A 24,437-nucleotide genomic window follows, 5' to 3' on the forward strand; every position below is an offset into this window, starting at 1 on the left:
CGTCAGGCGGGCTGAAGCTCGCCCAGCCATTGGCCCAAAGCGGCGCGGGCGCGGGCGGTCATGGCTTCCTTGCGCTGCTTTTTCTTGACATCTGCCAGTGGCGGGAACAGGCCGAAATTGACGTTCATCGGCTGATAATCCGCCGTCTCGACATTGCCGATGACATGGCTCAGCAGCGCGCCCAGCGCCGTTTCGGGCGGCAGCGGCGCGAGCGGCCGGCCCAAAATCTCCGCCGCAGCGAAACGCCCAGCAAGCAGGCCGATGGCCGCGCTCTCGACATAGCCCTCGCAGCCCGTCACCTGCCCGGCGAAGCGGATGTGCGGCGCGCTTTTGAGGCGCAGCGTGGCGTCGAGCAGCTTGGGGCTCTGGATGAAGGTGTTGCGATGCAGCCCACCCAGCCGCGCGAACTCCGCCTTTTCTAAGCCTGGGATGGTCCGGAGCAGTTCGGCCTGCGCGCCATGCTTCAGCTTGGTCTGGAAGCCGACCATGTTCCACAGCGTGCCCGCCGCATTGTCCTGCCGAAGCTGCACCACGGCATAGGGCCAGCGGCCGGTGCGTGGATCGTCCAGGCCCATCGGCTTCATCGGCCCATGGCGCAGCGTTTCGGGGCCGCGTGACGCCATCACCTCGATCGGCATGCAGCCTTCGAAATAGGGCGTGTCCTTTTCCCACTCCTTGAACTCGGTCTTTTCGCCGTCGAGCAGTCCCTGGACGAAGGCCTGATACTGCTCCTTGTTCATGGGGCAGTTGATATAATCCTTGCCCTCGCCGCCGCCGGGGCCGATCTTGTCCCAGCGATTGGCCATCCAGCATTTGTCCATGTCTATGCTGTCGAAATGCACGACCGGCGCAATGGCGTCGAAAAAGGCGAGATGATCGATCCCCGCCGCCTGGCCGATGCTGGCGGCGAGCGCGGGTGCGGTCAGCGGTCCGGTGGCGACGATGGTCATACCCTCGGTGGGCAGCGCGTCGATGCGTTCACGCACGATCTCGACATTGGAATGTTCGGCCAATGTTCGGGTGACGCCATCGGAAAAGATATGGCGATCGACCGCCAGCGCCGATCCGGCGGGCACCTTGGCCGGTTCCGCCTGCGCCATGATGAGCGAGCCAAGCCGCCGCATTTCCTGATGCAGCAGCCCCACGGCATTCTTGTCCGGATCGTCGGAGCGGAAGCTGTTGGAACAGACCAGTTCAGCAAGACCCTCGGTCTGGTGCGCGGGCGTCATGTCGCCGCTGCCGCGCATTTCCGACAGGCGGACCTTCACGCCGGCCTGCGCCAACTGCCATGCCGCTTCCGTGCCCGCAAGCCCGCCGCCGATGATATGAACCTGATGCATGCGGCGACCCATGGTCCCCTCCGCGCCGCAGGTCAACCGTTGTTCAGAGGGGGGCGCTGCTCAGGCCGGGGCCAGTTCCGTCCCGCCATAATAGGCAGCTTCGTCCAAGATTTCTTCCCGCTTGGCGACGATGGTAGCGACCAGCACCTGGCCCGCGACATTGACGGCGGTGCGGCCCATGTCGAGGATCGGATCGATGGCGAGCAGCAGGCCCGCTCCCTCGAGCGGTAGGCCGAGCGTGGAAAGCGTCAGCGTCAACATGACTATGGCGCCCGTCAGGCCTGCCGTCGCCGCCGATCCGACGACCGACACGAAGACGATCAGCGCATAGTCCGCCGCATGGAGGGGGATGCCGTAAAAGCCGGCCACGAATATCGCTGCAAGCGCCGGATAGATGGAGGCGCAGCCGTCCATCTTGGTGGTGGAGGCCAGTGGAATGGCGAAGGCGGCATAGCCCTTTTCCACGCCCATACGCTCCGTTACGGTCTCGGTGACGGGCAGGGTGCCGACCGAGGATCGCGAGACGAAGCCAAGCTGGATGGCGGGCCACGCCTTGGCGAAGAAGGGCAGGGGTTTCAGGCCATTGGCGGCCAGCAGCAGCGGATAGACGACGAGCAGGACAATGGCGAGGCCGAGATATACCGCCCCTGCGAAGCTGCCGAGTTGGGCTAGCGCGCTCCAGCCATAGGTGGCGATGGCGCTGCCGATAAGAGCGGCCGAGCCGATGGGCGTCAGGCGGATGATCCAGCCCAGGATCGCGCGCACCACGGCGAGCAGCGAACGGACGAAAGCCAGGAACGGTTCGGCCTTCTCTCCCACCTTCAGCGTCGCGAGGCCGATGGCGATGGAAACGACCAGCAATTGCAGGATATTGAAGGACAAGCTGGTGGTCGCCCCCGTATCCGTGATCTTGGTGCTGGCGGACAGGGCGAAGCTGTTGCTGGGGACCAGGCCTTTCAGGAAATCGAGCCAGCCTCCAATGGAATCGGGCTTTCCCACGGCCAAGGCCTGTCCGTGCAAGCCGGAACCCGGCTGGACGATCAACCCGATGGCAAGGCCGATGACGACGGCGATCAGCGCCGTGATAGCGAACCAGAGGAGGGTTTGTCCGGCCAACCGCGCTGCATTGTCGAGGGCGCGCAGATTGGCGATGGAGGCGACGATCGCCGCGAACACCAGCGGCGGGACCACGGCCTTCAGCAGCGAAACGAAGATCGACCCCGTGGTCTTGAGCGCTGTCGCCAGCCAGTTGAGATCGCCGTCCGGCCCCGAACCGATGGATCGCGCCAGCAGGCCAAGCAACAGGCCGACGGCCATGCCGGCAAGAACCTGAAATCCGAAACTGCGATAGTTGATGGCCATGGGCTCACATTCCTTCGGGCGACCGGCGCGCGATATGGGGAGCGACCCTGCCAAATGCGCGCAAGCAATTCTTTATGGGGGTGAACGCGGATAAGGACGCCCTCTTTCCGCAGCTTAACAGCCAAACGGATTGGCCGCCGCGATCCGCTATGCCACATGGAATGGCGAAATCCAGCATGGAGATGCGATTTGATGAAGTGGTGGCCGGTTCTGATGGCCCTGTCCTTGCCGCAGGGGGCGTCGGCGGCGGGCGATCCGGCGCTGGCCAAGGCGGTGCTGATGAAGTCGATTGCCTTCCGGACGGTGGCGGGTGAGGGGCAGGTTCCCCGCCTCGCTGCTTATTATGCGTCGGTGTTGCGGCAGGCGGGCTTTGCGACGACCGATCTGGAGATCACGCCGATAGGCGAAACGGCGACATTGGCCGCGACCGTCCGGGGCAGCGATCCCCATCTCAAGCCCCTGCTGATGATCGGCCATATGGATGTGGTGGCGGCCAATCCGGCGGACTGGACACGCGATCCGTTCACGCCGGTGGAGGAGAATGGCTATATTTTCGGCCGGGGGGCGGAGGACAATAAATATGACGTCGCCATGATGGTGGCGACGATGGCTGGGCTGAAGAAGGAATGCTGGCGACTGCGGCGGACCGTCACCTTGCTGCTGTCAGGCGACGAGGAAACCCATATGCGCACGACGCGGGCGTTGGCGGAGAAATATAGGGACGCCGAACTGCTGCTGAACGGCGATGGCGGCGGCGGCCTGTTGGATGAGGCTGGCCAGCCCGTTCTGTATCAGTTGCAGGCGGGCGAAAAGACTTATGCCGATTTCGAGATCGCCTTTACCGATGCCGGCGGCCATAGCGGCGCGCCGACGCCCGGCAATCCCATCTATCGGCTGGCGCGCGCGATCGATCGGATCGCGGCCTATCGCTTCGCGCCGATGCGCAACGAACTGACCAAGGCTTCGCTGTCATTGTCGGCCGATCGCATCGGCGGCGCGGTGGGCGCGGCGATGCGGCGCTATGCGGAGACGGGGGACAGGAAGGCGGCCGATTTGCTATCCGAATATCCCGAATTTGTCGGGCAGGTGCGGACGACCTGCGTGGCGACCATGGCGCAGGCTGGGCATGCGCTCAACGCTTTGCCGCAAAGCGCGAAGGTCGATGTCAACTGCCGCATCTTTCCGGGCATAGCCATTGATGTGGTGAAGGCGGAACTCACCCAGGCGATCGACGATCCCGGCGCGGCGATCACCACGCTCGACGATCTCAAGGCGAGCGACGCGTCGCCCTTGCGCGAGGATGTGATGAAGGCGGTGACGGCGGCGGTCGCGGCGCGCTATCCGAATATTCCCGTCATCCCATCTATGTCGGCGGGGGCGACGGACAGCCTCTATTTTCGGGCGCTGGGAGTGCCGAGCTATGGCGTGTCCAGCCTATTCCAGCGGGGCGAGGACGGCTTTGCCCATGGACTGGACGAACGCGTTCCGGTGGCGGGAATAGCCGACGCGCTCGATCAGTGGGAGCGGGTGATAAAAGCGCTGGCGGAATAATTGCCAGCGCTCCGTGCTCCTGCCCAGGCAGGAGCACGGCTTTTTGGGAGGATCAGCGTAACGCCGCTACGCTGTTCGCCGCCGACAACACCGCTTGAACCGAAGCGGTGGCGACGTCCGTGTCCGTACCGATGCCGAAGATGGTCCGGCCATCGGGCGTGCGGCATTCGACGTAAGCGGCCGCCGCGACGTCAGTGCCTGCGCCGATGGCATGTTCGCTATAGTCCGCGACCTCCAGATCGACGTCCAGTTCGTCCCGCAGCGCGGCCAGCACCGAGGAGATCAGGCCGTTGCCACGCCCGGAAATCGAGCGCTCGCCGCCCTTGTGCGTGATCTTGCCGGTGAAGATGCGGTCGCCCGCCGCACCGCTCTCATGATAGTCGATCAGGCTGTAGGGCTGTTCGCCCGCCAGACGGTAATGGGTTTCGAAGGCTCCCCAGATGTCGGCGGCGTTCAGTTCGCGGCTGCTCTCGTCGGCCAGCGCCTGCACGATCTTGGAGAAGTCGGCCTGCATGCGCTTGGGCAGCTTCAGCCCCTTGTCCTGCTGCAACACCCAGGCGACGCCGCCCTTGCCCGATTGCGAGTTCACGCGGATCACGGCTTCATAATCGCGGCCCAGATCCTTGGGATCGATCGGCAGATAGGGCACGTCCCAAATCCGGTCGTTGCGCGCTTCCTGCGCGGCGAAGCCCTTTTTGATCGCGTCCTGATGCGAACCGGAGAAGGCGGTGAACACCAGCTCGCCCGCATAGGGATGGCGCGGATGGACCGGCAACTGGTTGCAATATTCGACGGTCTGGATGACCTCATCGATGTCGCTGAAATCCAGGCCGGGATTGATGCCCTGGGTGTACATGTTCAGCGCCACCGTCACCAAGTCGCAATTGCCGGTGCGTTCGCCATTGCCGAACAGGCAGCCTTCGACACGGTCCGCGCCCGCCATCAGGCCCAGTTCGGCGGCGGCAACGCCGGTGCCCCGGTCATTATGGGTGTGCAGCGAGATCACCACGCTGTCGCGCTTGCTGATATTGCGGCAGATCCATTCGATCTGGTCGGCATAGATATTGGGCGTCGCCGCCTCGACCGTGGCGGGCAGGTTCAGGATCAGCGGGCGCTCGGGCGTCGGCTGGAGAATTTCCATCACCGCCTCGCAGCATTCCAGGCTGAAATCCAGCTCGGCGGTGGAAAAGGTTTCGGGTGAATATTCGAAATGCCAGTCGGTGTCGGGCTGCTTCGCCGCATTGTCGCGCAGCAGCTTGGCGGCGGTGATCGCGATTTCCTTGATCTGCGGCCGGTCCATCTGGAACACGATATTGCGCCACGCGGGCGACACGGCGTTGTAGACATGGACGATGGCCTTCTTCGCGCCGCGCAGGCTTTCGAAGGTGGTGGCGATCAGATCCTCGCGCGCCTGGGTCAGCACCTGTGGGAACACATCGTCGGGGATCGCGCCGTCACGGACCAGCCCGGAGATAAAGTCGAACTCGGTCGCGCCCGCGCTGGGGAAGCCGACCTCAATTTCCTTGACGCCCACCTTCACCAGCAGGTCGAAGAAGCGGCGCTTCTTTTCCGCGTTCATCGGGTCGATCAGCGACTGGTTGCCGTCGCGCATGTCGGTCGACAGCCAGCGTGGCGGCGTAGTGATGACGTTCGACGGCCACTGGCGATTGGGCAGGTCCACCTGGGGGAAGGGGCGGTATTTCAGCGAGGGATCGTTCAGCATCATGACGAAAATGACTTCTCTGCAATCGAGCGGCTGCAGCCTGCCCGGTGGTACGACTATCTGCTTGATTGTGCCCTTAGGCGTATTGCCGCGTCATTCAAGCGAAGAGCAGCACAAAAACCACGCCTAAGGGCGTGTAAGTCGTAGCAGAGGAAGAAGCGCACGCTGCATGATGGGATGGCCATAGCCTGAATCGGCAGGGAAGCGCAAGCGTTGCTGACAAAAGGGATAGGCTGGAGGGAGTCTGTCAACTCCCCTCCCGCTTGCGGGAGGGGAGCGTGGAGCCTTATTTCTGGAAGGCCGCGACGATCTTCAATTCAACATTGTCGCCAACCATGGGCACGCCATAACCCATGTTGAAATCGCTGCGCTTGATCGTGGTCGTAGCGACGAAGCCCACATTCTCCTTGCCGCCCATCATGGCCGGAGCCTTGCCCGCGCCGTAGAATTCGGTGTCGAGCGTTACCGGCTTGGTAATGCCCTTGATCGTGAGATTTCCACTGATTTCCGCTTCGGTGCCCTGAACCTTCACGCCGGTCGACACGAAGGTCGCCTTGGGGAATTTGGCGGAATCGAAAAATTCCGGCTTCATCAGATGCTCGTCGAGCTTGGCGATGCCGGTCTTCAGGTTCGTCACCGGAACCTCCACCGAAACCTTGGCGGCGGACGGGTTCTTCGGATCGAGCGTTAGCGTGCCGGTCGATTCGGAAATGACGCCCATATTGTTGGAAAAGCCCATATGGTCATAGGCGAAGAGGATCTGGGTGTGGCCGGGGTCGATCGCATAGGTTCCGGCGGTGACGCGGGCCGGATCCTTCGCGCCGGGCGCAGGGGGCATTTGCTGGGCGACGACGACGCTGCCGCCGGCAACAGCGACCAGGGCCGCGACGGGGATCAGAAATTTGCGCATGCGAAACGCTCTCCAAAAAAACGAGGGACGCCGCGAGAATAAGCGACGTCCCTCAATTGTTCCAGAGGCGTAACCGGAAACGGATCGTTCCCTTTCCGGCTCGCAAAAGGCTTTAGTTTTTGTCCTTGTCGACCAGCTTGTTCGCGCCGATCCAGGGCATCATGGCGCGCAGCTTGGCGCCGGTTTCCTCGATCGGGTGGCGCTGGGCGGCGATACGGCTGGCCTTCAGTTCCGGCTGGCCGGCGCGGTTGTCGAGCACGAAGTCCTTGACGAAACGGCCCGACTGGATGTCGGCCAGAACGCGCTTCATTTCCTTCTTCGTTTCTTCGGTGATGATGCGCGGACCGGTCTTGATATCGCCATATTCGGCGGTGTTCGAGATCGAATAGCGCATGTTGGCGATGCCGCCTTCGTACATCAGGTCGACGATCAGCTTCAGCTCGTGCAGGCATTCGAAATAGGCCATTTCGGGGGCATAGCCGGCCTCGACCAGCGTTTCGAAACCGGCCTGGACCAGCGCGGTCGCGCCGCCGCACAGAACCGCCTGCTCGCCGAACAGGTCGGTTTCGCATTCCTCGCGGAAGTTGGTTTCGATGATGCCCGAACGGCCGCCGCCGACGCCTGAGGCGTAGGAGAGGGCGATGTCATGCGCGTTGCCGGTCGCATCCTGATGAACGGCGATCAGGCAGGGCACGCCGCCGCCGCGCTGATATTCGCTGCGGACGGTATGACCCGGACCCTTGGGCGCGATCATGATCACGTCGACGTCGGCACGCGGCTCGATCAGGCCGAAATGAACGTTGAGGCCGTGCGCGAAGGCGAGCGCGGCGCCGGGGCGCAGATTGGCGTGGATGTCGGTGGCGTAGATGGCGGCCTGATGCTCGTCGGGTGCCAGGATCATGAGCACGTCGGCCCATGCTGCGGCATCGGCGTTCGACAGCACCTTGAAACCGGCGCCTTCGGCCTTCTTGGCGCTGGGCGAACCGGGGCGCAGGGCGATGGCGACTTCGGCAACGCCGCTGTCGCGCAGGTTCTGGGCGTGGGCGTGACCCTGCGAGCCGTAGCCCAGGATGGCGACCTTCTTGCCCTTGATCAGGCCGATGTCCGCGTCGCGGTCGTAATACACCTTCATTTGACGTTCCTTCTTTCAGTCCGGCCTTCTTTCGGTCCGGTCGGCGCCTTGCGGAGCCTGGATTTGCGGTGAGGGGAACCACCTGCGCGCGGGGGAGGGGTTTTCGCCCTCACCCTCCCACCGCTGCGCGGTAGGCCCCTCCCTCTCCCGATGGGAGAGGGGTTATTGCTGTCAGTTCGGCTCCTTGCCTCGGATCAGGCCGACGACGCCGGTGCGGCCGACTTCGACCAGACCGATTTGCCGCATCAGGCCGATGAAATTATCGATTTTCTCGGTCGTGCCGGTGATCTCGAAGATGAAGCTCTCGATCGTCGTGTCGACCACTTTGGCGCGGAAAACGTCGGCCAGCCGCAACGCCTCGATCCGGTCTTCGCCCGTGCCCGCGACCTTGACCAGCGCCAGTTCGCGCTCGACGAACGGGCCGTTTTCGGTGAGGTCGGTGACCTTGTGCACCGGCACCAGCCGGTCGAGCTGGGCCATGATCTGGTCGATCACCTTGGGCGGACCGCTGGTGACGATGGTGATGCGGCTGATCGCATGGTCGGGGGTGATGTCCGCCACGGTCAGGCTGTCGATATTATAGCCGCGCGCGGTGAACAGGCCGGCGATGCGCGCCAATATGCCCGCTTCGTTGGAAACCATCAGCGACAGGACGTGCCGCTCGCTCAGTTCTTCCTGAATATGCATCAGTTCGTTCCGTTATCCGCTTCTTCGCGCTCATGGCGCTGCGAAATCATGCCCGTAAAGGCGTAGTGCCAACTGCCGTCATCCCTGTGCGCGAGACGTACCGGGAAACCCGCAATCGCATCGAACATCCGATTGAGATGCTCGCCTACATAACGTGGGCTGACCAGCAAGCGGCCGATATGGCGGTCGTGAAAGTCGAAGCCCGCATCCAGATGGACTTCCCAATCCTCATTCTCCGGATCGGCATGATCCACCGTCCAGCCCGTCAGTTCCGACGTGCCGGCAATCCGTTCGAAATCGAAGGGTTCGCTCACATGGATGCGGAGCTTCAGGTGCCCAGTCACTGTATCGTTCTCACACCAAAGCCTTCGCCTCATCCGACATGATGCCTTCGACCTGGCTGGGGTCGAGTAGCATGTCGGTATGCGCCGCGCCCGACGGGATCATCGGGAAGCAGTTGGAAAGCTTCGCCACGCGGCAGTCCACGATCACCGGGCCGGGTGTGTCGATCATCTGACGGATGCCCGCTTCCAGTTCCTGCGGTCCTTCGATGCGGATGCCGGTCCACCCGTAAGCTTCCGCAAGCTTCACGAAGTCGGGCAGGCTGTCCGAATAGCTGTTGGAATAGCGGCTTTCATAGGTCAGTTCCTGCCACTGGCGGACCATGCCCATATATTCATTGTTCAGGATGAAGATCTTGACCGGCAAGCGATATTGGCTGGCGGTGCCCATTTCCTGGATGTTCATCTGGATCGAGGCATCGCCCGCGACGCAGACGACCAGGCTGTCGGGATTGCCCAACTGCGCACCGATGGCGGCCGGAAAGCCATAGCCCATGGTGCCCAAGCCCCCGGAGGTCAGCCATTTATTGGGCGCATCGAAGCTGAAATGCTGCGCCGCCCACATCTGGTGCTGACCGACTTCGGTGGTGATGATGACGTCCTTGGCCGATCGCGAAGCCTTGTAGAGCTGCGCGATCGCCTCCTGCGGCATGATTTCTTCGCGGCTTTCCGGATAGGCCAGGCTGTTGCGCGCGCGCCAGCCGTCGATCCGTGCCCACCATTCGGTGAGATCGGCTGCTTTGTGGCGGCGATCCTTCCAAAGCGCGATCATGTCGGAAAGGGCGCTGGCGACGTCCGCGACGATCGGCAGATCAACCTCCACCGTCTTGTTGATCGAGCTGCGGTCGATGTCGATATGGATCTTCTTCGAATGGGGCGCAAAGGCATCCAGCCGCCCGGTCACGCGGTCGTCGAAGCGGGCGCCGACGCAGATGATCAGGTCCGCCTTGTTCATTGCCCAATTGGCCTCGTAGGTGCCATGCATGCCCAGCATGCCCAGCCATTGGTCCGACGAGGCCGGGAAGGCGCCCAGGCCCATCAGCGTCGAAGTGACGGGCGCGCCGGTCAGCGCCGCGATTTCACGGAGCAATTCGGTCGCTTCAGGGCCGGAGTTGATGACGCCGCCGCCGGTATAGAAGATCGGCCGTTCGGCGGCTGCCAGCATCTCGACCGCGTTGGCGATGGCGACCGGGTCCGCCTTGGTCTGCGGGCGGTAGCTGGCATGTTCGAACTTTTCCGGACGCTTATAGGGGGCGGTCGCGATCTGGACATTCTTCGGAATGTCGATGACGACCGGACCGGGGCGGCCGGTGGTGGCGATATGGAACGCCTCATGGACGACGCTGGCCAGCTTGGCGGGCGACTTCACCAGATAATTATGCTTGGTGCAGTGGCGCGTGATGCCGACCGTGTCGGCTTCCTGGAAAGCGTCGGTGCCGATGAGCTGCGTCGGCACCTGGCCGGTGATGACGACCATCGGAATGGAATCCATCAGCGCGTCGGTGATGCCCGTGACGGCGTTGGTCGCGCCGGGGCCGGAGGTGACAAGCACGACGCCCGGCTTGCCGGTCGAGCGGGCATAGCCCTCCGCCATATGGGTCGCGCCCTGTTCGTGGCGGACGAGTATGTGGCGGATCTTCGGATGATTGAAGAGTGCGTCATAGATGGGCAGCACCGCGCCGCCCGGATAGCCGAACACGACCTCGACCCCCAGGTCGATCAGGCACTCAACCAATATGTCCGCGCCGCTCTTTTCGGCCACGATAGATCCTTCCGTTGGATATTTGCTGCGCCCTCTGCTCCAGAAGCGGAGCGAAGGCAAGGCGGCTGCCATTATTAGACATAAAATGGCAAGTCAACCACTAATGTTATAATTTAATTACCAATTCATCTGCTATTTTATCATCAATCTGCCGTATTTCCCGCGCCCAGTGCGCCGGAGGCTGGCGGGAAAACCAGGTATATTGCCGTTTGGCATATTGGCGGGTCGCGATCCGGCCGCGCTCAAGCATCGCCTCGCGGCCGATTTCTTCCGCCAGCCAGGCGGCGATCTCCGGCACGCCGATGGCCCGCATGACGGGGAGGTCGGGGGAAAGATTCCGGGCGAGCAGGGCTTCGACTTCCGCTACGGCTCCTTCATCTATCATTTGCTCGAAACGCAGGTCGCAGCGGGCTATCAGCCAATCGCGCGGGGGCAGCAGGATCATGGGCGAGAGCGTGATCCGGTCGCCTATGCCGCCGGTCTTGTGCTGTTGCCATTGCGCGAGGGGCCGGCCGGTCGAGCGGACCACCTCCAGCGCGCGGGCGACCCGGGTGGTGTCGGCCGGGGCGAGGCGGGCTGCCGCTTCGGGGTCTTCCTTCGCCAGCGCGCCATGGGCCTGCGCCACGGGCATGGCGCGGATCGCTGCGCGGATGGTGGGGTCTATGTCCGGGACCGGGGCGATGCCGTCGAGCAGCGTGCGCAGGTAGAGGCCGGTGCCGCCGACCAATATGGGCAGATGGCCTGCCTCATGCGCCTTGTTCACTTCGGCGCGGGCTTCGGCGGCCCAGCGAGCGGCGGTGCAGGCTTCGCTGCCGTCGATATGGCCGAACAGGCGGTGCGGGGCGCCGGTCATCTCCTCTTCGCTCGGGCGGGCGGAAAGAATCTGGAGGTCGGCATAGACCTGGCTGGCGTCGGCGTTGATGACGATGCCGTTCGCCGCGCGGGCAAGGCGAAGCGCAAGCGCGCTCTTGCCGCTAGCGGTAGGCCCGGCAATAAGCGCGACGCGCGGGCGGGATTCGCCCCCCATTTTTTCAGGGTCTGTTGTTGTGGGAGTATCCATGTTCGTTGCGACCTTAGTGGCAAGTGGCGCCTTGAGTCAGGAAGATATTGCCGAAGCTGTCGGGCGGCTGGCCACGGCGGGTTGCGCGCCGGTGGATAGCAAGTGGCTGGACGAGGGCAAGGCGGCGGACATTTTCTTCGGGAGCGATCCGATCGCGGGGCGGGCCGCGCTGACCGGCATTGGCGACAAGGTGGATGTGATCGTTCAATCGGCAGAGGGCCGCGAGAAGAAGCTGCTGATCGCGGACATGGATTCCACCATGATCACCGTCGAGTGCATCGACGAATTGGCCGACTATGCCGGGATCAAGGCACAGATTGCCGAAATCACCGAGCGGGCGATGCGGGGCGAACTCGACTTTGCGGGCGCGTTGCATGAGCGGGTGGCCTTGCTCAAGGGGCTGGCGGATGCAGCCATCGACCAATGCCGGACCGAGCGGGTGAAGATCATGCCGGGCGCCAGGACTCTGGTGCGCACGATGAAGGAGAGGGGGGCAAAGACCCTGCTCGTATCGGGGGGCTTTACGCGCTTCACCGGACCTGTGGCGGAGGAAATCGGCTTCGATGCCGCCGTCGCCAATGTGCTGGAGATCGCAGACGGCGCTTTGCTGGGGACGGTCACGGTGCCGATCGTGGACGCGGCACGCAAAAGGGCTGAACTGGAAGCGGCGATCGAAGGCGGGATCGACCGGGTCTTGACCCTGGCCGTGGGCGACGGCGCCAACGACATTCCGATGATCCAGGGGGCCGGGCTGGGCGTTGCCTATCATGCCAAGCCCAAGACCCGGGAAGCGGCTGCGGCGGAGATCGTGCATGGCGACCTGTCCGTGCTGCTTTACGCGCAGGGCATATCTTCGGCGGAGTGGGTCGAGGGCTGAAGCTTCCCTTACGCGGTTCGTGCTCCTGCTCTCACGGGAGCGCATTGCTATTGAAGGCAGCGCCGACAAAACGGTTAATCGCTGCTTAGGCACGACTCGTCGTCATTGCGGGCGAGTAATGGAATCGAATCCGATGCCCGGTCGTTACACTTGCGCTGCAATCCGCAGCGTCCAAATTCTAGCCGGCGCACGGTCCTCGTAGCGCCAAGGGAGAGGGTATGAAGATCAGGTTATTGGCGCTTCTCGGCGGCACGGCGCTCGCATTGAGCGCATGCGCGTCGACGAAGGATGAACCTGTCGCTCCTGCGCCGCCGGTCGGCCCCGGCGCGATCAGCGGCACCGTTGCGGCGGATCGCAACGGCGATGGCATCGTCGACGGCTATTATTCGCCGGACGGCATGTATCATGAGGTTCAGGGTCCGCCCTGCCCGCCGCCTCCGCCACCTCCGCCGCCCTCGCGTCGTGGAGAACGCGGCTGACAAAGGCATATTTTCGGGCGCGGCAGCGATGCCGCGCCCCCTTCCTTCGGACGATTCTGGTTCCAGCGCTGATGCTTGCCGCATGGCCTGGACAAGTCATCGCACAACCCAGTGCCGCTTCGGACACCGCGCGCACCAGCGTGGCGGCGGAAATCCGTTCGTCTGTCGGTGGGAAGCTCAGGGATTTCTACGGCCCTCGCGGCTATTGGCCGCTCTGGATCGAGAAGGACAGGGTTGGTCCGCAAGGCGATGCGCTGATCGATCTGATCGAGAGCGCGGATGCGGATGGGTTGAAGCCTCGGGATTATGATCCCCGCGCCCTGAAAGATTTGATGAAGGAGGCTGGCGCGAGCGGCGATCCCAAGCTGCTGGCACGGGCGGACCTCGCCTTTTCCAAGGCTTTCGCCGCTCTGGTGGGCGACATGCGCAAACCCTCGCGCAAAGTGAAGGTACGCTATCTCGACCCGGAGGTTGAACCGAAGGATGAGGAGCCGAAGGAGATTTTGCGCGCCGCTGCGGTAGCGCCGTCCTTTGTCGACTATCTTCGGTCTGTCGGCTGGATGAGCCCCTTTTACGTGAAGCTGCGCGATGCGCGAGGGGGCTTTGCCAAGCGCTGGACTGGCCTGCCGCAGGTTGCCGTGCCGACCGACGCGAGGCTGCGTCCCGGCATGAAGTCCGGTGCCGCGCCTCTTCGGCAGCGGCTGGGGCTGGCAAGTGGCGCTGCCTATGACAAGGCGCTGGTCGCGAAGGTAAAGGCCTTCCAGGGCGATCATGGCTTGAAGCCCGATGGCGTTGCGGGCGCGGCGACGATTCAGGCGCTTAATCGGGGCGACGACTATTATGACCGGCTGATTGCGCTCAACCTGGAGCGGACGCGGCTGCTGCCCGGCCCCTATGTGCGGCATGTGGTGGTGGACGCGGCTTCGGCGCGGCTCTGGTATTTCAGCAAGGGCGCGCAGGACGGCGCGATGAAGGTCGTCGTCGGCGCGAAGGAAAGCCAGACGCCGATGATGGCGGGCATGGTGCGTTATGCGACGCTCAATCCCTATTGGAATGTGCCGTCCGACCTGGTCGAGCGGAAGCTGGCGCCCAAGATGCTGGCAGGGGACAGCTTCACGAAGAAACATTATGAGGCGCTGTCGGATTGGAGCGCCAATGCGCAGAGGGTCGATCCGGCCAATATCGACTGGCGGGCAGTGGCCGATGGGCGCACCGAATTGCGCGTGCGGCAGCTTCCCGGCGGCGACAATGCCATGGGGAAGGTCAAGTTCATGTTCCCCAACGACCTGGGCATCTATCTGCACGACACGCCCTCCCGCGATCTTCTGGCGAAACCGGCGCGGCAGTTCAGCAATGGCTGCGTGCGGCTGGAGGATGCGCAGCGGCTGGGACGCTGGTTCTTCGGGAAGCCGTTGACGGCCGACAGCGACAAGCCCGAGCAGCATGAACCGCTGCCCCAGCCGGTGCCGGTCTATCTGACTTATCTGACGGCAGTGCCTTCCGGGGACGGAGTGCAGTTCCTGCCCGATGTCTATGGGCGGGATGCCATGTAGCCAATGCTTCGTTCGAAACGAACGGAACTGGTTAGAGCGTTTTCTAAGCAGATAGAAACGGCAGTTCGGCGAAGCCAATCATCTGCTGACTCGGAAAACGCGGCAAAACAAAGGTCTAGAGCAGCCGATCCGATGCAATCGGGTAGGATTCTGCTCTAGAAGCCCGCCATCAACCCGTCGATCGCGCCTTGCAGGATATAACTCGCTGCAAGCTTGTCGACCAACTCATCCCGACGGGCTCGGCTTGCGTCGGCTTCAAGCAGGGTGCGCGTCACCGCCTGAGTCGACCAGCGCTCGTCCCAAAGCAGGATGGGCAGGCCCAGATCCGCTATGTTCCGGGCAAATGCGCGGCTGGCCTGGCTGCGCGGGGACTCGCTGCCGTCCAGGTTGAGCGGCAGGCCGATCACCACGCCCGTCACCTGCTGCTGCTCCATGAAGGCCGTGAGCGCGATCTTGTCCTTGGTGAACTTGCCCCGGCTGATGGTATGGGCGGGGCTGGCGATGGACCAGCCCGCGTCGCAGAGCGCCAGACCGATGGTCTTGGTGCCGACATCCAGCCCGATCAGGCGGCCGCCATGAGGCAAGGCTTCGCGAAAGGCCGCGCGGTCGGCAGTCAGGATGGACATGGTTACTTCTTCAGAAAGACGGCGAGCCGTTGCTTTGCGTCCTCGCGGACGTCGGCCCAGAACAGGGCATAGTCATACACATGATAGTTGTTGCCCGGCAAGGTGAACGGACCCATGTCGACCGGCTCCCCGATCATCAGCACCCCGCTGGTGTCGCAGCGGGCCGGAACTATGCCGGGAACCAGCCGGGTCGGCTTGTCGGCATCGCGGGCGTCCAGCGTGCCGCGATTGGCGCCGGCCGGGGCGGCTCCGTTGAAGGCGCCGGTGATCGGATTGGTGCAGAGCATGTGCGTGCCCTTGTGGGGCGTGCCGGTGAAGCTGGGCTTGCGCTCGAAGCTTTCGATCACGGCGGAGGGATCGGCCGGTTCGGCATAGCTTTGCCAGCTTACGATGCAGTGCGACTGGTCGCGCCGCGCGCAGGCGGGAAGGCCGAGGGCAGGGAGGTCCGCCTCGACCGAGATCGGCCAGCCCACGGCGTAAACGGCCGCGATGCGATCAGCGACAGGCTTGCCGGCGACCTGCTCGCGCAGAAGCTTGAGCAGATGGAGAGACCCCTGACTATGTGCCGCAAGGATCAGCGGGCCATCGGGATTGGCCTTGAGGAAGTCGGCAAAGGCTTGGGCGACGTCGCGATAGGCAGCGGCGAGGGATTGATCGCCTGCGGGCTTGTCGGTCAGGAAGGCGCCGTAATTCGCCTGACGATAGCGTGGCGCCCAGATCGCGCCGACGGCATTGAAGGCGCTCGCCTGATTCTTCACGAAACGGCTGGCGGTGGCGAGCGATTCCTGATCGTCCAGGCGCATGTTCCAATGCGCGTCGCCCAGCGTGGTGATGTAGGAGGTCGGGTGGATGAAGAAGACCGCCGCCTTTTCCGTCGGGGGGGCGTCCTTCACCCCTTCCGGAATCCAGAGCGCAGGATTGTCCTTCACGACGTCGGGGCGGGCGATCCACATTTTCGGATCGTCATAGGCGTTGGCGGGCAGGGGCTGAATTTGCGTGAAGGCTTCCCGTGGGACCATCACCGCACGGATCAACTGCATCCCCCAGATGCGATAGGCCAGCAATGCCGCGATCACCAGCACGATCAGGCCGGCGACGACATAGAGGAATTTGCGGGCCAACCGACGCTCTCCATATTGGGTGCTGTGCTGATGCGTCTTTGTCTGGCGCAAGCGCGACATGTGCGCAAGGACTTGAAGCCTGGGGACGCCAATGGTAGCGGCGGCGCATGTCGATAGACCTTCAAACCGTGAAAAAGATCGCCAGCCTTTCGCGCATTTCGGTGACGGACGCCGAAGCGGAGGCGATGGTGCCCGAACTCAACAACATCCTCGGCTGGGTGGAGCAACTGGGCGAGGTGGACGTGACCGGCGTCGAGCCGATGACCGCCGTCATCCCCAACCATCTGCGCCTGCGCGAGGATGCCGTCACCGACGGCAATGTCCGCGACAAGGTGTTGGCGAATGCGCCGCAAGCCGAACATGGCTTTTTCGCGGTGCCGAAAGTGATCGAATAATGGGCAATCTCACTGATCTTACCGTAGCAGAAATCCGTGACGGTTTCCGTGGCGGCAACTTTTCGGCGCGCGAAGTGGCGGAGGCGTTCAACGCCAACGTCGCCGCCGCCAAGGGGCTGAACGCCTTCATCGTCGAGACGCCGGAAAAGGCGCTGGAAGCCGCCGATGCCGCCGACAAGGCGAAGGCCGCAGGGGAGGCGTTGAAGCCGCTTTCGGGCGTGCCGATCGGCATGAAGGACCTGTTCTGCACCGAAGGCGTGCAGACCACAGCCGCTTCGCACATGCTGGAGGGTTTCAAGCCAACCTACGAGTCCACCGTTTCGAAGAAGCTGTGGGATGCGGGCGCGGGCATGTTGGGCAAGCTCAATCTCGACCAGTTCGCCATGGGCTCATCCAATGAGACGAGCTATTTCGGCAATGTGATCTCGCCTTGGCGGCGCGGTGGCGACAATGCTGCGCTGGCGCCGGGTGGCTCTTCGGGTGGGTCTTCGGCGGCGATCTCCGCGCGGTTGTGTCCGGCGGCGACCGGCACCGACACTGGCGGCTCGATCCGCCAGCCTGCCGCCTTTACCGGCATTTCGGGCATCAAGCCGACCTATGGCCGTTGCTCGCGCTGGGGCATTGTGGCTTTCGCTTCGTCGCTCGATCAGGCCGGGCCGATGGCGCGGACAGTGCGCGACAATGCGATCCTGCTGGAAACCATGTCGGGCTTCGATCCCAAGGATTCGACTTCGCTCGATCTGGCCGTCCCGCAGTGGGAAGCCAATTTGTCGAGTGATCTCAAGGGCAAGAAGGTCGGTATTCCCAAGGAATATCGTCCGGATGGCCTGAACGCGGAAATCTCCGCCATGTGGGATCGCGGCATCGAATGGCTGAAGGATGCGGGCGCCGAAGTGGTGGAAGTGTCGTTGCCGCACACGAAGTACGCGCTGCCGACCTATTATATCATCGCTCCGGCCGAGGCTTCCTCGAACCTCGCCCGCTATGACGGCGTGCGCTACGGCCAGCGCGACCTGCCCGATGGGGCGGGCTTGCAGGACATGTATGCCGCCACCCGCGCCGCCGGTTTCGGGCCGGAGGTCAAGCGCCGCATCATGATCGGCACCTATGTGCTGTCGGCGGGTTTCTATGACGCCTATTATACGCAGGCGCAGAAGGTCCGGGCGCTGATCGCCCGCGATTTCGAGCAGGCGTTCGAAAAGTGCGACCTGCTGCTGACGCCGACTGCGCCGAGCGCCTCCTTCGCGCTGGGCGAGAAGCAGGCCGATCCGCTCGCCATGTATCTGAACGACGTTTTCACCGTTCCGGCGTCGCTGGCGGGGCTGCCTGCCATGGCTGTGCCGGGCGGGCTGGACGCGCAAGGGCTGCCGCTGGGTCTCCAGATCATAGGCAAGGCGCTGGACGAGCAGACCGTGTTGAACGCGGGCCTCGCCATCGAGGAACGCGCAGGCTTCACGGCTCGTCCGGAGAAGTGGTGGTGAACTGGCTTGGCGAGATGTTCGTTCAACTTCTTGGAGAAGGTCTCGTCGAAAGTTTCAAGCGGCTGAAATTCGGGCGTTCCGCGTCAAAAGTTCGGACACGCAACAGGCAGAAAATTCTGGAACAGCGCGCTCTCGAGCGCGCGAACAGACGGAAGCATAGATGACTGAATCAACCTATCGCATTCAGGGCGCAACCGGCGAGTGGGAGGTCGTGATCGGCCTGGAAGTCCATGCGCAGGTGACGAGCCAGGCGAAGCTCTTTTCCGGCGCCGCCACGGCTTTCGGCGCGGAGCCGAACACGCAGGTGTCGCTGGTCGACGCGGCCATGCCCGGCATGCTGCCCGTGCTGAACCGCGAGTGCATCCGGCAGGCGGTGCGCACCGGCATGGCGATCAATGCGCAGATCAACAAATGGTCGCGTTTCGACCGGAAGAACTACTTCTACGCGGACTTGCCACAGGGCTATCAGATCAGCCAGCTCTACCATCCGCTGGTGGGAGAGGGCGAGATCGAGATCAATCTCGATGAGAAGAACCCCGACGCCGAAACCAAGCGGATCGGCATCGAGCGGATCCATGTCGAGCAGGATGCGGGCAAGCTGATGCACGACCAGCATCCGACGCGCTCCTATGTCGACCTCAATCGCTCGGGCGTGGCGCTGATGGAAATCGTGTCGAAGCCCGACATGCGCTCGCCTGCGGAGGCCGGCGCTTATTTGTCGAAGTTGCGGACGATCCTGCGCTATGTCGGTTCGTGCGACGGCAATATGGATCAGGGCTCAATGCGCGCCGACGTCAACGTCTCGGTCCGCAAGCCGGGGCACGAGTTCGGCACCCGCACCGAGACGAAGAACGTCAACTCCGTCCGCTTCGTCATGGCGGTGGTCGAATATGAGGCCAGCCGTCAGGTCGACGTGCTGGAGGCGGGCGGCAAGATCGTGCAGGAAACCCGCCTCTACGATCCGGACAAGAATGAAACGCGCTCCATGCGGTCGAAGGAAGACGCGCATGACTATCGCTATTTCCCCGATCCGGACCTGCTGCCGTTGGAATTGGACGACGCATTTCTGGAGGAATGCCGCCAGTCGCTGCCCGAACTGCCCGACGTCAAGCGTCAGCGTTATGAGCAGGCGCTGGGCCTTAGCGCCTATAATGCTGCGACCCTGACCGCCGACGCCGACACCGCCCGCTGGTTCGAGGCTCTGTTGGCCGAAGGCGCGCGTATCCAGAAGAAAAGTGAGGGCGAAGTTGCCAAGGCATCGGCCAACTGGCTGTTGTCGGAGCTTTACGGCGCGCTCAATCGTCTGGGCAAGACGCTGGAAAACAGCCCTGTCGGTCCGGAGGAGGGCGCGGAGCTGCTGGCCCTCGTCGCGGACGGCACCATTTCCGGCACCATCGCCAAGCAGGTGTTCGAGATCATGCTCGAAACCGGCGGTTGCGCACCCAAGATCGTCGAGGAAAAGGGCCTGAAGCAGACCAGCGACACTGGCGCGATCGAGGCGGCGGTGGCCAAGATCCTTGCCGACAATGCCGACAAGGTCGAGCAGTATAAGGCGGGCAAGGAAGCGCTGTTCGGCTTCTTCGTCGGCCAGACGATGAAGGCCATGCAGGGCAAGGCCAATCCGCAGGTCGTCAACGAACTGATCAAAAAGGCCTTGGGTTAAGCGACATGAAAGCCCGGCATGGGGATGCCGGGCTTTTTCTTTTGGGGGGTGGTATGAACAGGGGAATTTTGGCTGTGGGGCTTTGCCTTGCGGCGTGCGCGCTGTCCGCGACAGCGCGAGCCGAAACGCTCAATAACGAAAGCGTCGTGGCTTTGGTGACGGCGGGGCTGGGCGACGAAGCCGTCATCGCGAAGATCAAGGCGTCGCCTGCCCAATATAAGCTGTCCACCGACGATCTGATCGCGCTCAAGAAAAGCGGTGTTTCCGGCCCCGTCATCGCCGCGATGATCGAGGCGGGGTCGCAGGGCATCACCTCTTCCAAGGCGGCGATGTCGGCGGACTCCCCCGATCCGATGGTGCCGCATCCATCGGGCATCTACATGCTGATGGAGGGCGCTTCGACCGCCCGCATGGCGCGGATCGACCCCACCATCTCCAACCAGAGCAAGACCGGCGGCATTTTGGGCTATGCCTTTACCGGCGGCATCGCCTCTCTCAGCATCAAGGCGGTCATTCCCAATGTCAGCGCCCGGATCGCTTCGGGCAAGGCGCGGCCGACCTTCTATTTCTATTTCGACGAGGCCAATCGCAGCCTGTCGCAAGCGGGGACGCCTTCGCTCTGGCTGGCAGGCCCGGCGACCGCGATCACTTCGCCCAATGAATTCAGCCTGATCCAGTTCGATGTGAAGAAGGATCGCCGCGAAACCCGCGTGGGCAGCATGAATCTGGGCGGCGCCAAATCCGGCGTGATGGACAAGGACCGCATCGCCTTCGATTATGAGCAGGTCGCGCCCGGCGTGTTCAAGGTCATGCCCAAGGCGGATCTGGGGGCGGGTGAATATGGCTTTCTTTATTCGGTCAGCGCTGGTTCCGGTCCCGGCATGTGGGGCGGGGGCACAGGCGGCGCGAGAATCTTCGATTTCGCGATCCGGCCCTGAAGGGCAAATAAAAGGGGCGCTGCCGGGGGAGGCAGCGCCCCTTCCGTTTAAGGCCATGACCCCGTGGGAGCGGGTTTATGTCATGGCTGACTGGCGGGCCTGGGAGGGTCTGTGGGGGGCGGCCCGCCAATTCGAGAGTCGTCATTCCCGAGCCGGTGGATGTTCCATCGGGTTAGAAATCACGCCTTAGACGTCACAGGATGAAGTTAACCGTCGCCCGCAAGGAGATGGCGACGTGATTTTGTTGTTGTTCCGCACCGAATTCGCCGCCGACGCGGAAACTCTCGGTGCCGCCGATAAGGCGGGCGCGGCCGGTCCAGCCGCTGGTGCGTTTGTCGGCCACCAGGGTGAAGTCCTCGCCGCCGGTGAAATGCGCGGTGGTGTCACCCAGTGATCCGCCGATGATCTGGCGACGGCCGCCTTCCAGCTCGAACCGCATCCAGCCGTCCTCACGGTTGAGGCTGCCGAAATCATAGCCGACCGTCACATTGCCGCTGGCGGTCAGTTCGTCGCTGGTACGCCCGTCGACGATCAGGTTGAACGCGTCGCCACCGCCGGTTTCGCTATAGCCGTCTTCCTTGAGGCGGTAATAATCGATGCCGGCCGCCGGGCGCAGGGAGAAGCGATTGAAGCGCATCTCATAGGAGCCGCCCGCCGTCGCGGACAACAGCTTGCCGGTCCAATTGCCGTCGGCAGTGCGAACGACATTGCCGCTTTCGAAATGGCGGCTGCCGTCGAATTTGATGTGGGCCGCCGACAGCCGGGCATAGGTCTGGAGCGGGCCAAAGTCCCCACGCCAGTGCGCCGCCAGTTCGAACTGGTCCGAATCAACCGCATTGTTGGTGCTGCCCGAAGAATCGCTGCCGTGAATATAGGCGAACGATCCGCCAAAGGCGCCGATTCCCGTTAGATACTCCGCGCCGAAGCTCGCGCCCCAGCCGTTGATGTCATAGGAAGCGGTGTCGCCCACGCTCTTGGAACTGCCGAACGCCACCTGTTGCAGCCAGAAGCCCAGATGGCCGTCGCCCGTGCGATAGATGCCGCCGGGATCGGACAGGATGCGGGCGGTGGCGCGCGAACCGGCCGTCACCGCCTCGAACGCGCCGCCCGCATGTTCGGGCAGCATCTGTTGCAGATCGGCCTTCAGCGTGTCGCCATCCGTGATGGCGAGATAGGTGCTGGCGAAGGTGCTGTCCTTGTCGAGCGCGTTGAAGATCGCGTCATAGGCCCGTGCCTGCGATCCGGTGAGGCCCAGTTCGGACACCGTCTTGGCGGCGATCGACAACGTCACCTCTCCGGTCGACGCGTTGCTGGCTATGGCGCCCTTGAACATATAGGGGATCAGCGTCGTGCTGGAGAGGGCGGGCGTACCGCTCAGTGATCCGGCGCGGACGATGACATAATCGCCCTCCGAGCCGACGACGCTGGTTAGGGTCGCCTTGACCTGCGAACCGCTGGCGAAGGACGCGGCCCCGGCGACATTGTAGAGCGTGTTGGTGCCGTTGGCCGCGTCGATCGTGACGCCGATGACGGAGGAGCCGCCGACCGCCAGCGATGCCAGCGCGACCATGCCCTTGTTGCTGGCGTTGAGCGTGCCGCCATTCAGGATGACCGCGGTGTTGGCGGCATTGCTGATCGCGCCGTTGAGCGCGGCGGTATCGGACAGGGTCAGGGTCGACGCGCTGCCGCCGAAATCCACTCCGCCATTGATCCGCGCGCTTCCCGCCAGGCCGAGGCTGGAACCGTTCCCGCCCAGCGTCACATTTCCTGCCAGGGTGGAGGCGCCGGACAGCGCCAGGCTGTTGCTGCCCGCCCCCAGATCGACATTGCCTGTGATCGTGCCTGCGGAGACGGTCACGACATCGTTGCCCGACCCAAGCCGCACGTCGCCGGTGATCTTCGGCGCGGCCGCCGTCGCAGAGGCGAGCGATTGGGTCAGGGTGACGCCGCTGTTGTTGGCGGTCAGGTCTATGGCGACGTTCGATCCGGTCTTGCCGCCCGATGCCGTGATGGCGCCGCCATTGCTTAGGGTCGACACGGTGCCCGAAGAATCGAGAATGGCAATGGCCGTCCCCTTTTCAGCGCTGAGCGCCGTAGCGGTGATGGTGCCGCTGTTGACGATGGCGCGGCCCACGGCGCCCGCGTCGATCACCAGCGCACGCGCCGACGTCCCTGCCAGGTTGGAGCCGGTTGCGCCGATGGTGCCGCTGATCTGGATAGTATCGGCGCGCGCGCCGCTGCCCAGCCGGATGGCGGTCGCATTGCTGTCATAGGAAACCGCGCCGACCGATCCCGCGATCAACATGCCCTTGGCCAGCGTCACATTGCCGCCAAGCCCGCCGATGGCCAGGCCGTTTGCGGAGACGCCGTCATAAATGCCGTAACCCGCGATCGAGCCCTTGACGATTAGGCTATAGCCGGAGCTTTCCGCTGCCACCGCGCCGATGATCGTGTCGCTCGCGGCTGATCCGATTCGCACGGCGGCGGCGGAGCCATAGGTGATGACGGTGGCGGAACCCTCGCTGGCGTCGGTCAGCCCGTCATTGTCGACATCGGGCTTGGTGCTGTCCAGCGTCGGGGGAATGTCGAAGATCACGCCGCCCGTGACATTGCCCGCGATCGTCACCGCCGATCCGCCCTGCAGAAGATCGTCCGCGTCCAGTTTTGTAACGTCGGTGGGACGGGACGTCGAACGATAGCCGGTACTGGTGATGGAGCCTTGTATCTTGACTGCCCCGGTGACATCGCCCTGCAGCGCTACGCCAACGCTGTTGGCACCCACCACGGCGGTCGTTCCACGGATCGTCACATTGCCGGTGACCGCATTCGCGCGCACGCCATAGCCATTGTCACCGATCACGCTGGTGGAGCCGCTGGTCGAGAGATTGCCCACCAGCGGGCCGTCGACGCGGATGCCGGCGGACTGATTGCCTTCGATCGTGATCGTGCCGCTGCTGTCGATATTGCCTGTATGGGCCGCGCCCGACTGGATCCAGATGCCGTTGCGGTTCGACCCCTTGGCGAAGGCGCCGTCCACATCGCCGTCGCTGTCGCTATCGGTGGCGGTATAATCCTCGTCCAGCGTGATCGTGCCGCTGTGCGTGATGTTGCCGCTGGTCCCCGCCATCGCGAGAATCCCGGTCGCGCCGTCCGCGTTCGAAATCTTCAGCGTGCCGGCATTGCTCACCTTGTTGTTGCTGTCCTGGGTGATGGTAGTGCCGCCCGTCAGCGTGATCGAGCCTGCGGAGCTGACCGTCACATCATCGGCCGAGCCATTCGCTGCGGTGGAGGTCTTGACGGCGGTGGTGGTAGCGGAACCGATAGTGGTTTCCGCCGCCGCGTCGGCCACTGCAAGGGCGGCCAGAACGGAAGCGATGGCCGTGCAGGCCAGTAGATTGCGCATGATGTCTCCTCTGCGTGCGCCCTTTTTGATCAG

At 63.5% G+C, this 24,437-nt stretch carries 20 protein-coding genes; 8 read left to right on the forward strand and 12 right to left on the reverse strand.

Annotation, left to right across the window (positions count from 1 at the left end; translation table 11 throughout):
• Positions 1 to 2 precede the first annotated feature (2 nt).
• Positions 3 to 1,340: a methylenetetrahydrofolate--tRNA-(uracil(54)-C(5))-methyltransferase (FADH(2)-oxidizing) TrmFO gene (trmFO, locus tag K426_RS11940; RefSeq protein WP_066557296.1), complete on the reverse strand. Its 1,338-nt coding sequence runs from the start codon at positions 1,338 to 1,340 to the stop codon at positions 3 to 5.
• 60 nt (positions 1,341 to 1,400) lie between these two features.
• On the reverse strand, positions 1,401 to 2,702 hold the full coding sequence (locus tag K426_RS11945; protein ID WP_066557298.1) for a dicarboxylate/amino acid:cation symporter: 1,302 nt from the start codon (positions 2,700 to 2,702) through the stop codon (positions 1,401 to 1,403).
• Between the two features lie 192 nt (positions 2,703 to 2,894).
• On the opposite strand from K426_RS11945, the gene K426_RS11950 reads away from it, so the two are divergent.
• On the forward strand, positions 2,895 to 4,253 hold the full coding sequence (locus K426_RS11950) for a M20/M25/M40 family metallo-hydrolase (protein ID WP_066557300.1): 1,359 nt from the start codon (positions 2,895 to 2,897) through the stop codon (positions 4,251 to 4,253).
• 52 nt (positions 4,254 to 4,305) lie between these two features.
• On the opposite strand, the gene leuA is transcribed toward K426_RS11950, so the two are convergent.
• The 7 genes from leuA to miaA form a co-directional block, all read right to left on the reverse strand.
• Positions 4,306 to 5,979 (reverse strand): 2-isopropylmalate synthase, encoded by a 1,674-nt coding sequence (leuA, locus tag K426_RS11955; protein WP_066557302.1) that lies wholly within the window; start codon positions 5,977 to 5,979, stop codon positions 4,306 to 4,308.
• Between the two features lie 283 nt (positions 5,980 to 6,262).
• Entirely contained in the window at positions 6,263 to 6,886 is a 624-nt protein-coding gene (locus tag K426_RS11960) for a YceI family protein (RefSeq protein WP_066557305.1), read from the reverse strand.
• A 112-nt stretch (positions 6,887 to 6,998) separates the two neighbouring features.
• Positions 6,999 to 8,018, reverse strand: a complete 1,020-nt coding sequence (gene ilvC, locus K426_RS11965) for a ketol-acid reductoisomerase (RefSeq protein ID WP_066557308.1) — start codon at positions 8,016 to 8,018, stop codon at positions 6,999 to 7,001.
• A gap of 171 nt (positions 8,019 to 8,189) precedes the next feature.
• Entirely contained in the window at positions 8,190 to 8,705 is a 516-nt protein-coding gene (gene ilvN / locus K426_RS11970) for an acetolactate synthase small subunit (protein ID WP_066557311.1), read from the reverse strand.
• Positions 8,705 to 9,049: a hypothetical protein gene (locus tag K426_RS11975; RefSeq protein WP_066557314.1), complete on the reverse strand. Its 345-nt coding sequence runs from the start codon at positions 9,047 to 9,049 to the stop codon at positions 8,705 to 8,707. The genes ilvN and K426_RS11975 overlap by 1 nt, the downstream gene beginning before the upstream one ends.
• Before the next feature lie 10 nt (positions 9,050 to 9,059).
• Complete coding sequence (locus tag K426_RS11980; protein WP_066561711.1) at positions 9,060 to 10,808, reverse strand: acetolactate synthase 3 large subunit; 1,749 nt, start codon at positions 10,806 to 10,808, stop codon at positions 9,060 to 9,062.
• Between the two features lie 106 nt (positions 10,809 to 10,914).
• Complete coding sequence (gene miaA / locus K426_RS11985) at positions 10,915 to 11,868, reverse strand: tRNA (adenosine(37)-N6)-dimethylallyltransferase MiaA (protein WP_066557318.1); 954 nt, start codon at positions 11,866 to 11,868, stop codon at positions 10,915 to 10,917.
• Between miaA and serB the strand changes: the two genes are divergently transcribed.
• From serB to K426_RS12000, 3 genes are all read left to right on the forward strand, one after another.
• Positions 11,867 to 12,745 (forward strand): phosphoserine phosphatase SerB, encoded by an 879-nt coding sequence (serB, locus tag K426_RS11990; protein ID WP_066557321.1) that lies wholly within the window; start codon positions 11,867 to 11,869, stop codon positions 12,743 to 12,745. The two genes, miaA and serB, sit on opposite strands and share 2 nt — an antisense overlap.
• A gap of 218 nt (positions 12,746 to 12,963) precedes the next feature.
• Positions 12,964 to 13,224 (forward strand): hypothetical protein, encoded by a 261-nt coding sequence (locus K426_RS11995; RefSeq protein WP_066557323.1) that lies wholly within the window; start codon positions 12,964 to 12,966, stop codon positions 13,222 to 13,224.
• A 71-nt stretch (positions 13,225 to 13,295) separates the two neighbouring features.
• Entirely contained in the window at positions 13,296 to 14,777 is a 1,482-nt protein-coding gene (locus K426_RS12000) for a L,D-transpeptidase family protein (protein ID WP_066557327.1), read from the forward strand.
• 155 nt (positions 14,778 to 14,932) lie between these two features.
• On the opposite strand, the gene ruvX is transcribed toward K426_RS12000, so the two are convergent.
• Together ruvX and K426_RS12010 are read right to left on the reverse strand one after the other, a co-directional pair.
• Positions 14,933 to 15,403 (reverse strand): Holliday junction resolvase RuvX, encoded by a 471-nt coding sequence (gene ruvX, locus K426_RS12005; RefSeq protein WP_066557330.1) that lies wholly within the window; start codon positions 15,401 to 15,403, stop codon positions 14,933 to 14,935.
• Between the two features lie 2 nt (positions 15,404 to 15,405).
• Positions 15,406 to 16,524, reverse strand: coding sequence for a DUF3089 domain-containing protein (locus K426_RS12010; protein WP_066561713.1), 1,119 nt, complete (start codon positions 16,522 to 16,524; stop codon positions 15,406 to 15,408).
• Positions 16,525 to 16,631: 107 nt separating this feature from the next.
• On the opposite strand from K426_RS12010, the gene gatC reads away from it, so the two are divergent.
• The 4 genes from gatC (at position 16,632) to K426_RS12030 (ending at position 21,001) form a co-directional block, all read left to right on the forward strand.
• Positions 16,632 to 16,919, forward strand: a complete 288-nt coding sequence (gatC, locus tag K426_RS12015) for an Asp-tRNA(Asn)/Glu-tRNA(Gln) amidotransferase subunit GatC (RefSeq protein WP_046765720.1) — start codon at positions 16,632 to 16,634, stop codon at positions 16,917 to 16,919.
• Positions 16,919 to 18,400, forward strand: coding sequence for an Asp-tRNA(Asn)/Glu-tRNA(Gln) amidotransferase subunit GatA (gene gatA, locus K426_RS12020; RefSeq protein ID WP_066557333.1), 1,482 nt, complete (start codon positions 16,919 to 16,921; stop codon positions 18,398 to 18,400). The genes gatC and gatA overlap by 1 nt, the downstream gene beginning before the upstream one ends.
• A gap of 160 nt (positions 18,401 to 18,560) precedes the next feature.
• Positions 18,561 to 20,063 (forward strand): Asp-tRNA(Asn)/Glu-tRNA(Gln) amidotransferase subunit GatB, encoded by a 1,503-nt coding sequence (gatB, locus tag K426_RS12025; RefSeq protein WP_066557335.1) that lies wholly within the window; start codon positions 18,561 to 18,563, stop codon positions 20,061 to 20,063.
• A gap of 53 nt (positions 20,064 to 20,116) precedes the next feature.
• Positions 20,117 to 21,001 carry a hypothetical protein gene (locus tag K426_RS12030; protein ID WP_066557338.1) on the forward strand — a complete coding sequence of 295 codons (885 nt, stop codon included), beginning with the start codon at positions 20,117 to 20,119 and terminating at the stop codon, positions 20,999 to 21,001.
• Positions 21,002 to 21,194: 193 nt separating this feature from the next.
• Here the strand turns inward: K426_RS12030 and K426_RS12035 are convergent, their stop codons facing one another.
• On the reverse strand, positions 21,195 to 24,404 hold the full coding sequence (locus K426_RS12035) for an autotransporter outer membrane beta-barrel domain-containing protein (protein WP_066557341.1): 3,210 nt from the start codon (positions 24,402 to 24,404) through the stop codon (positions 21,195 to 21,197).
• Positions 24,405 to 24,437: the final 33 nt, after the last annotated feature.

The sequence above is a fragment of the Sphingobium sp. TKS genome, from assembly GCF_001563265.1.
Lineage (GTDB): Bacteria > Pseudomonadota > Alphaproteobacteria > Sphingomonadales > Sphingomonadaceae > Sphingobium.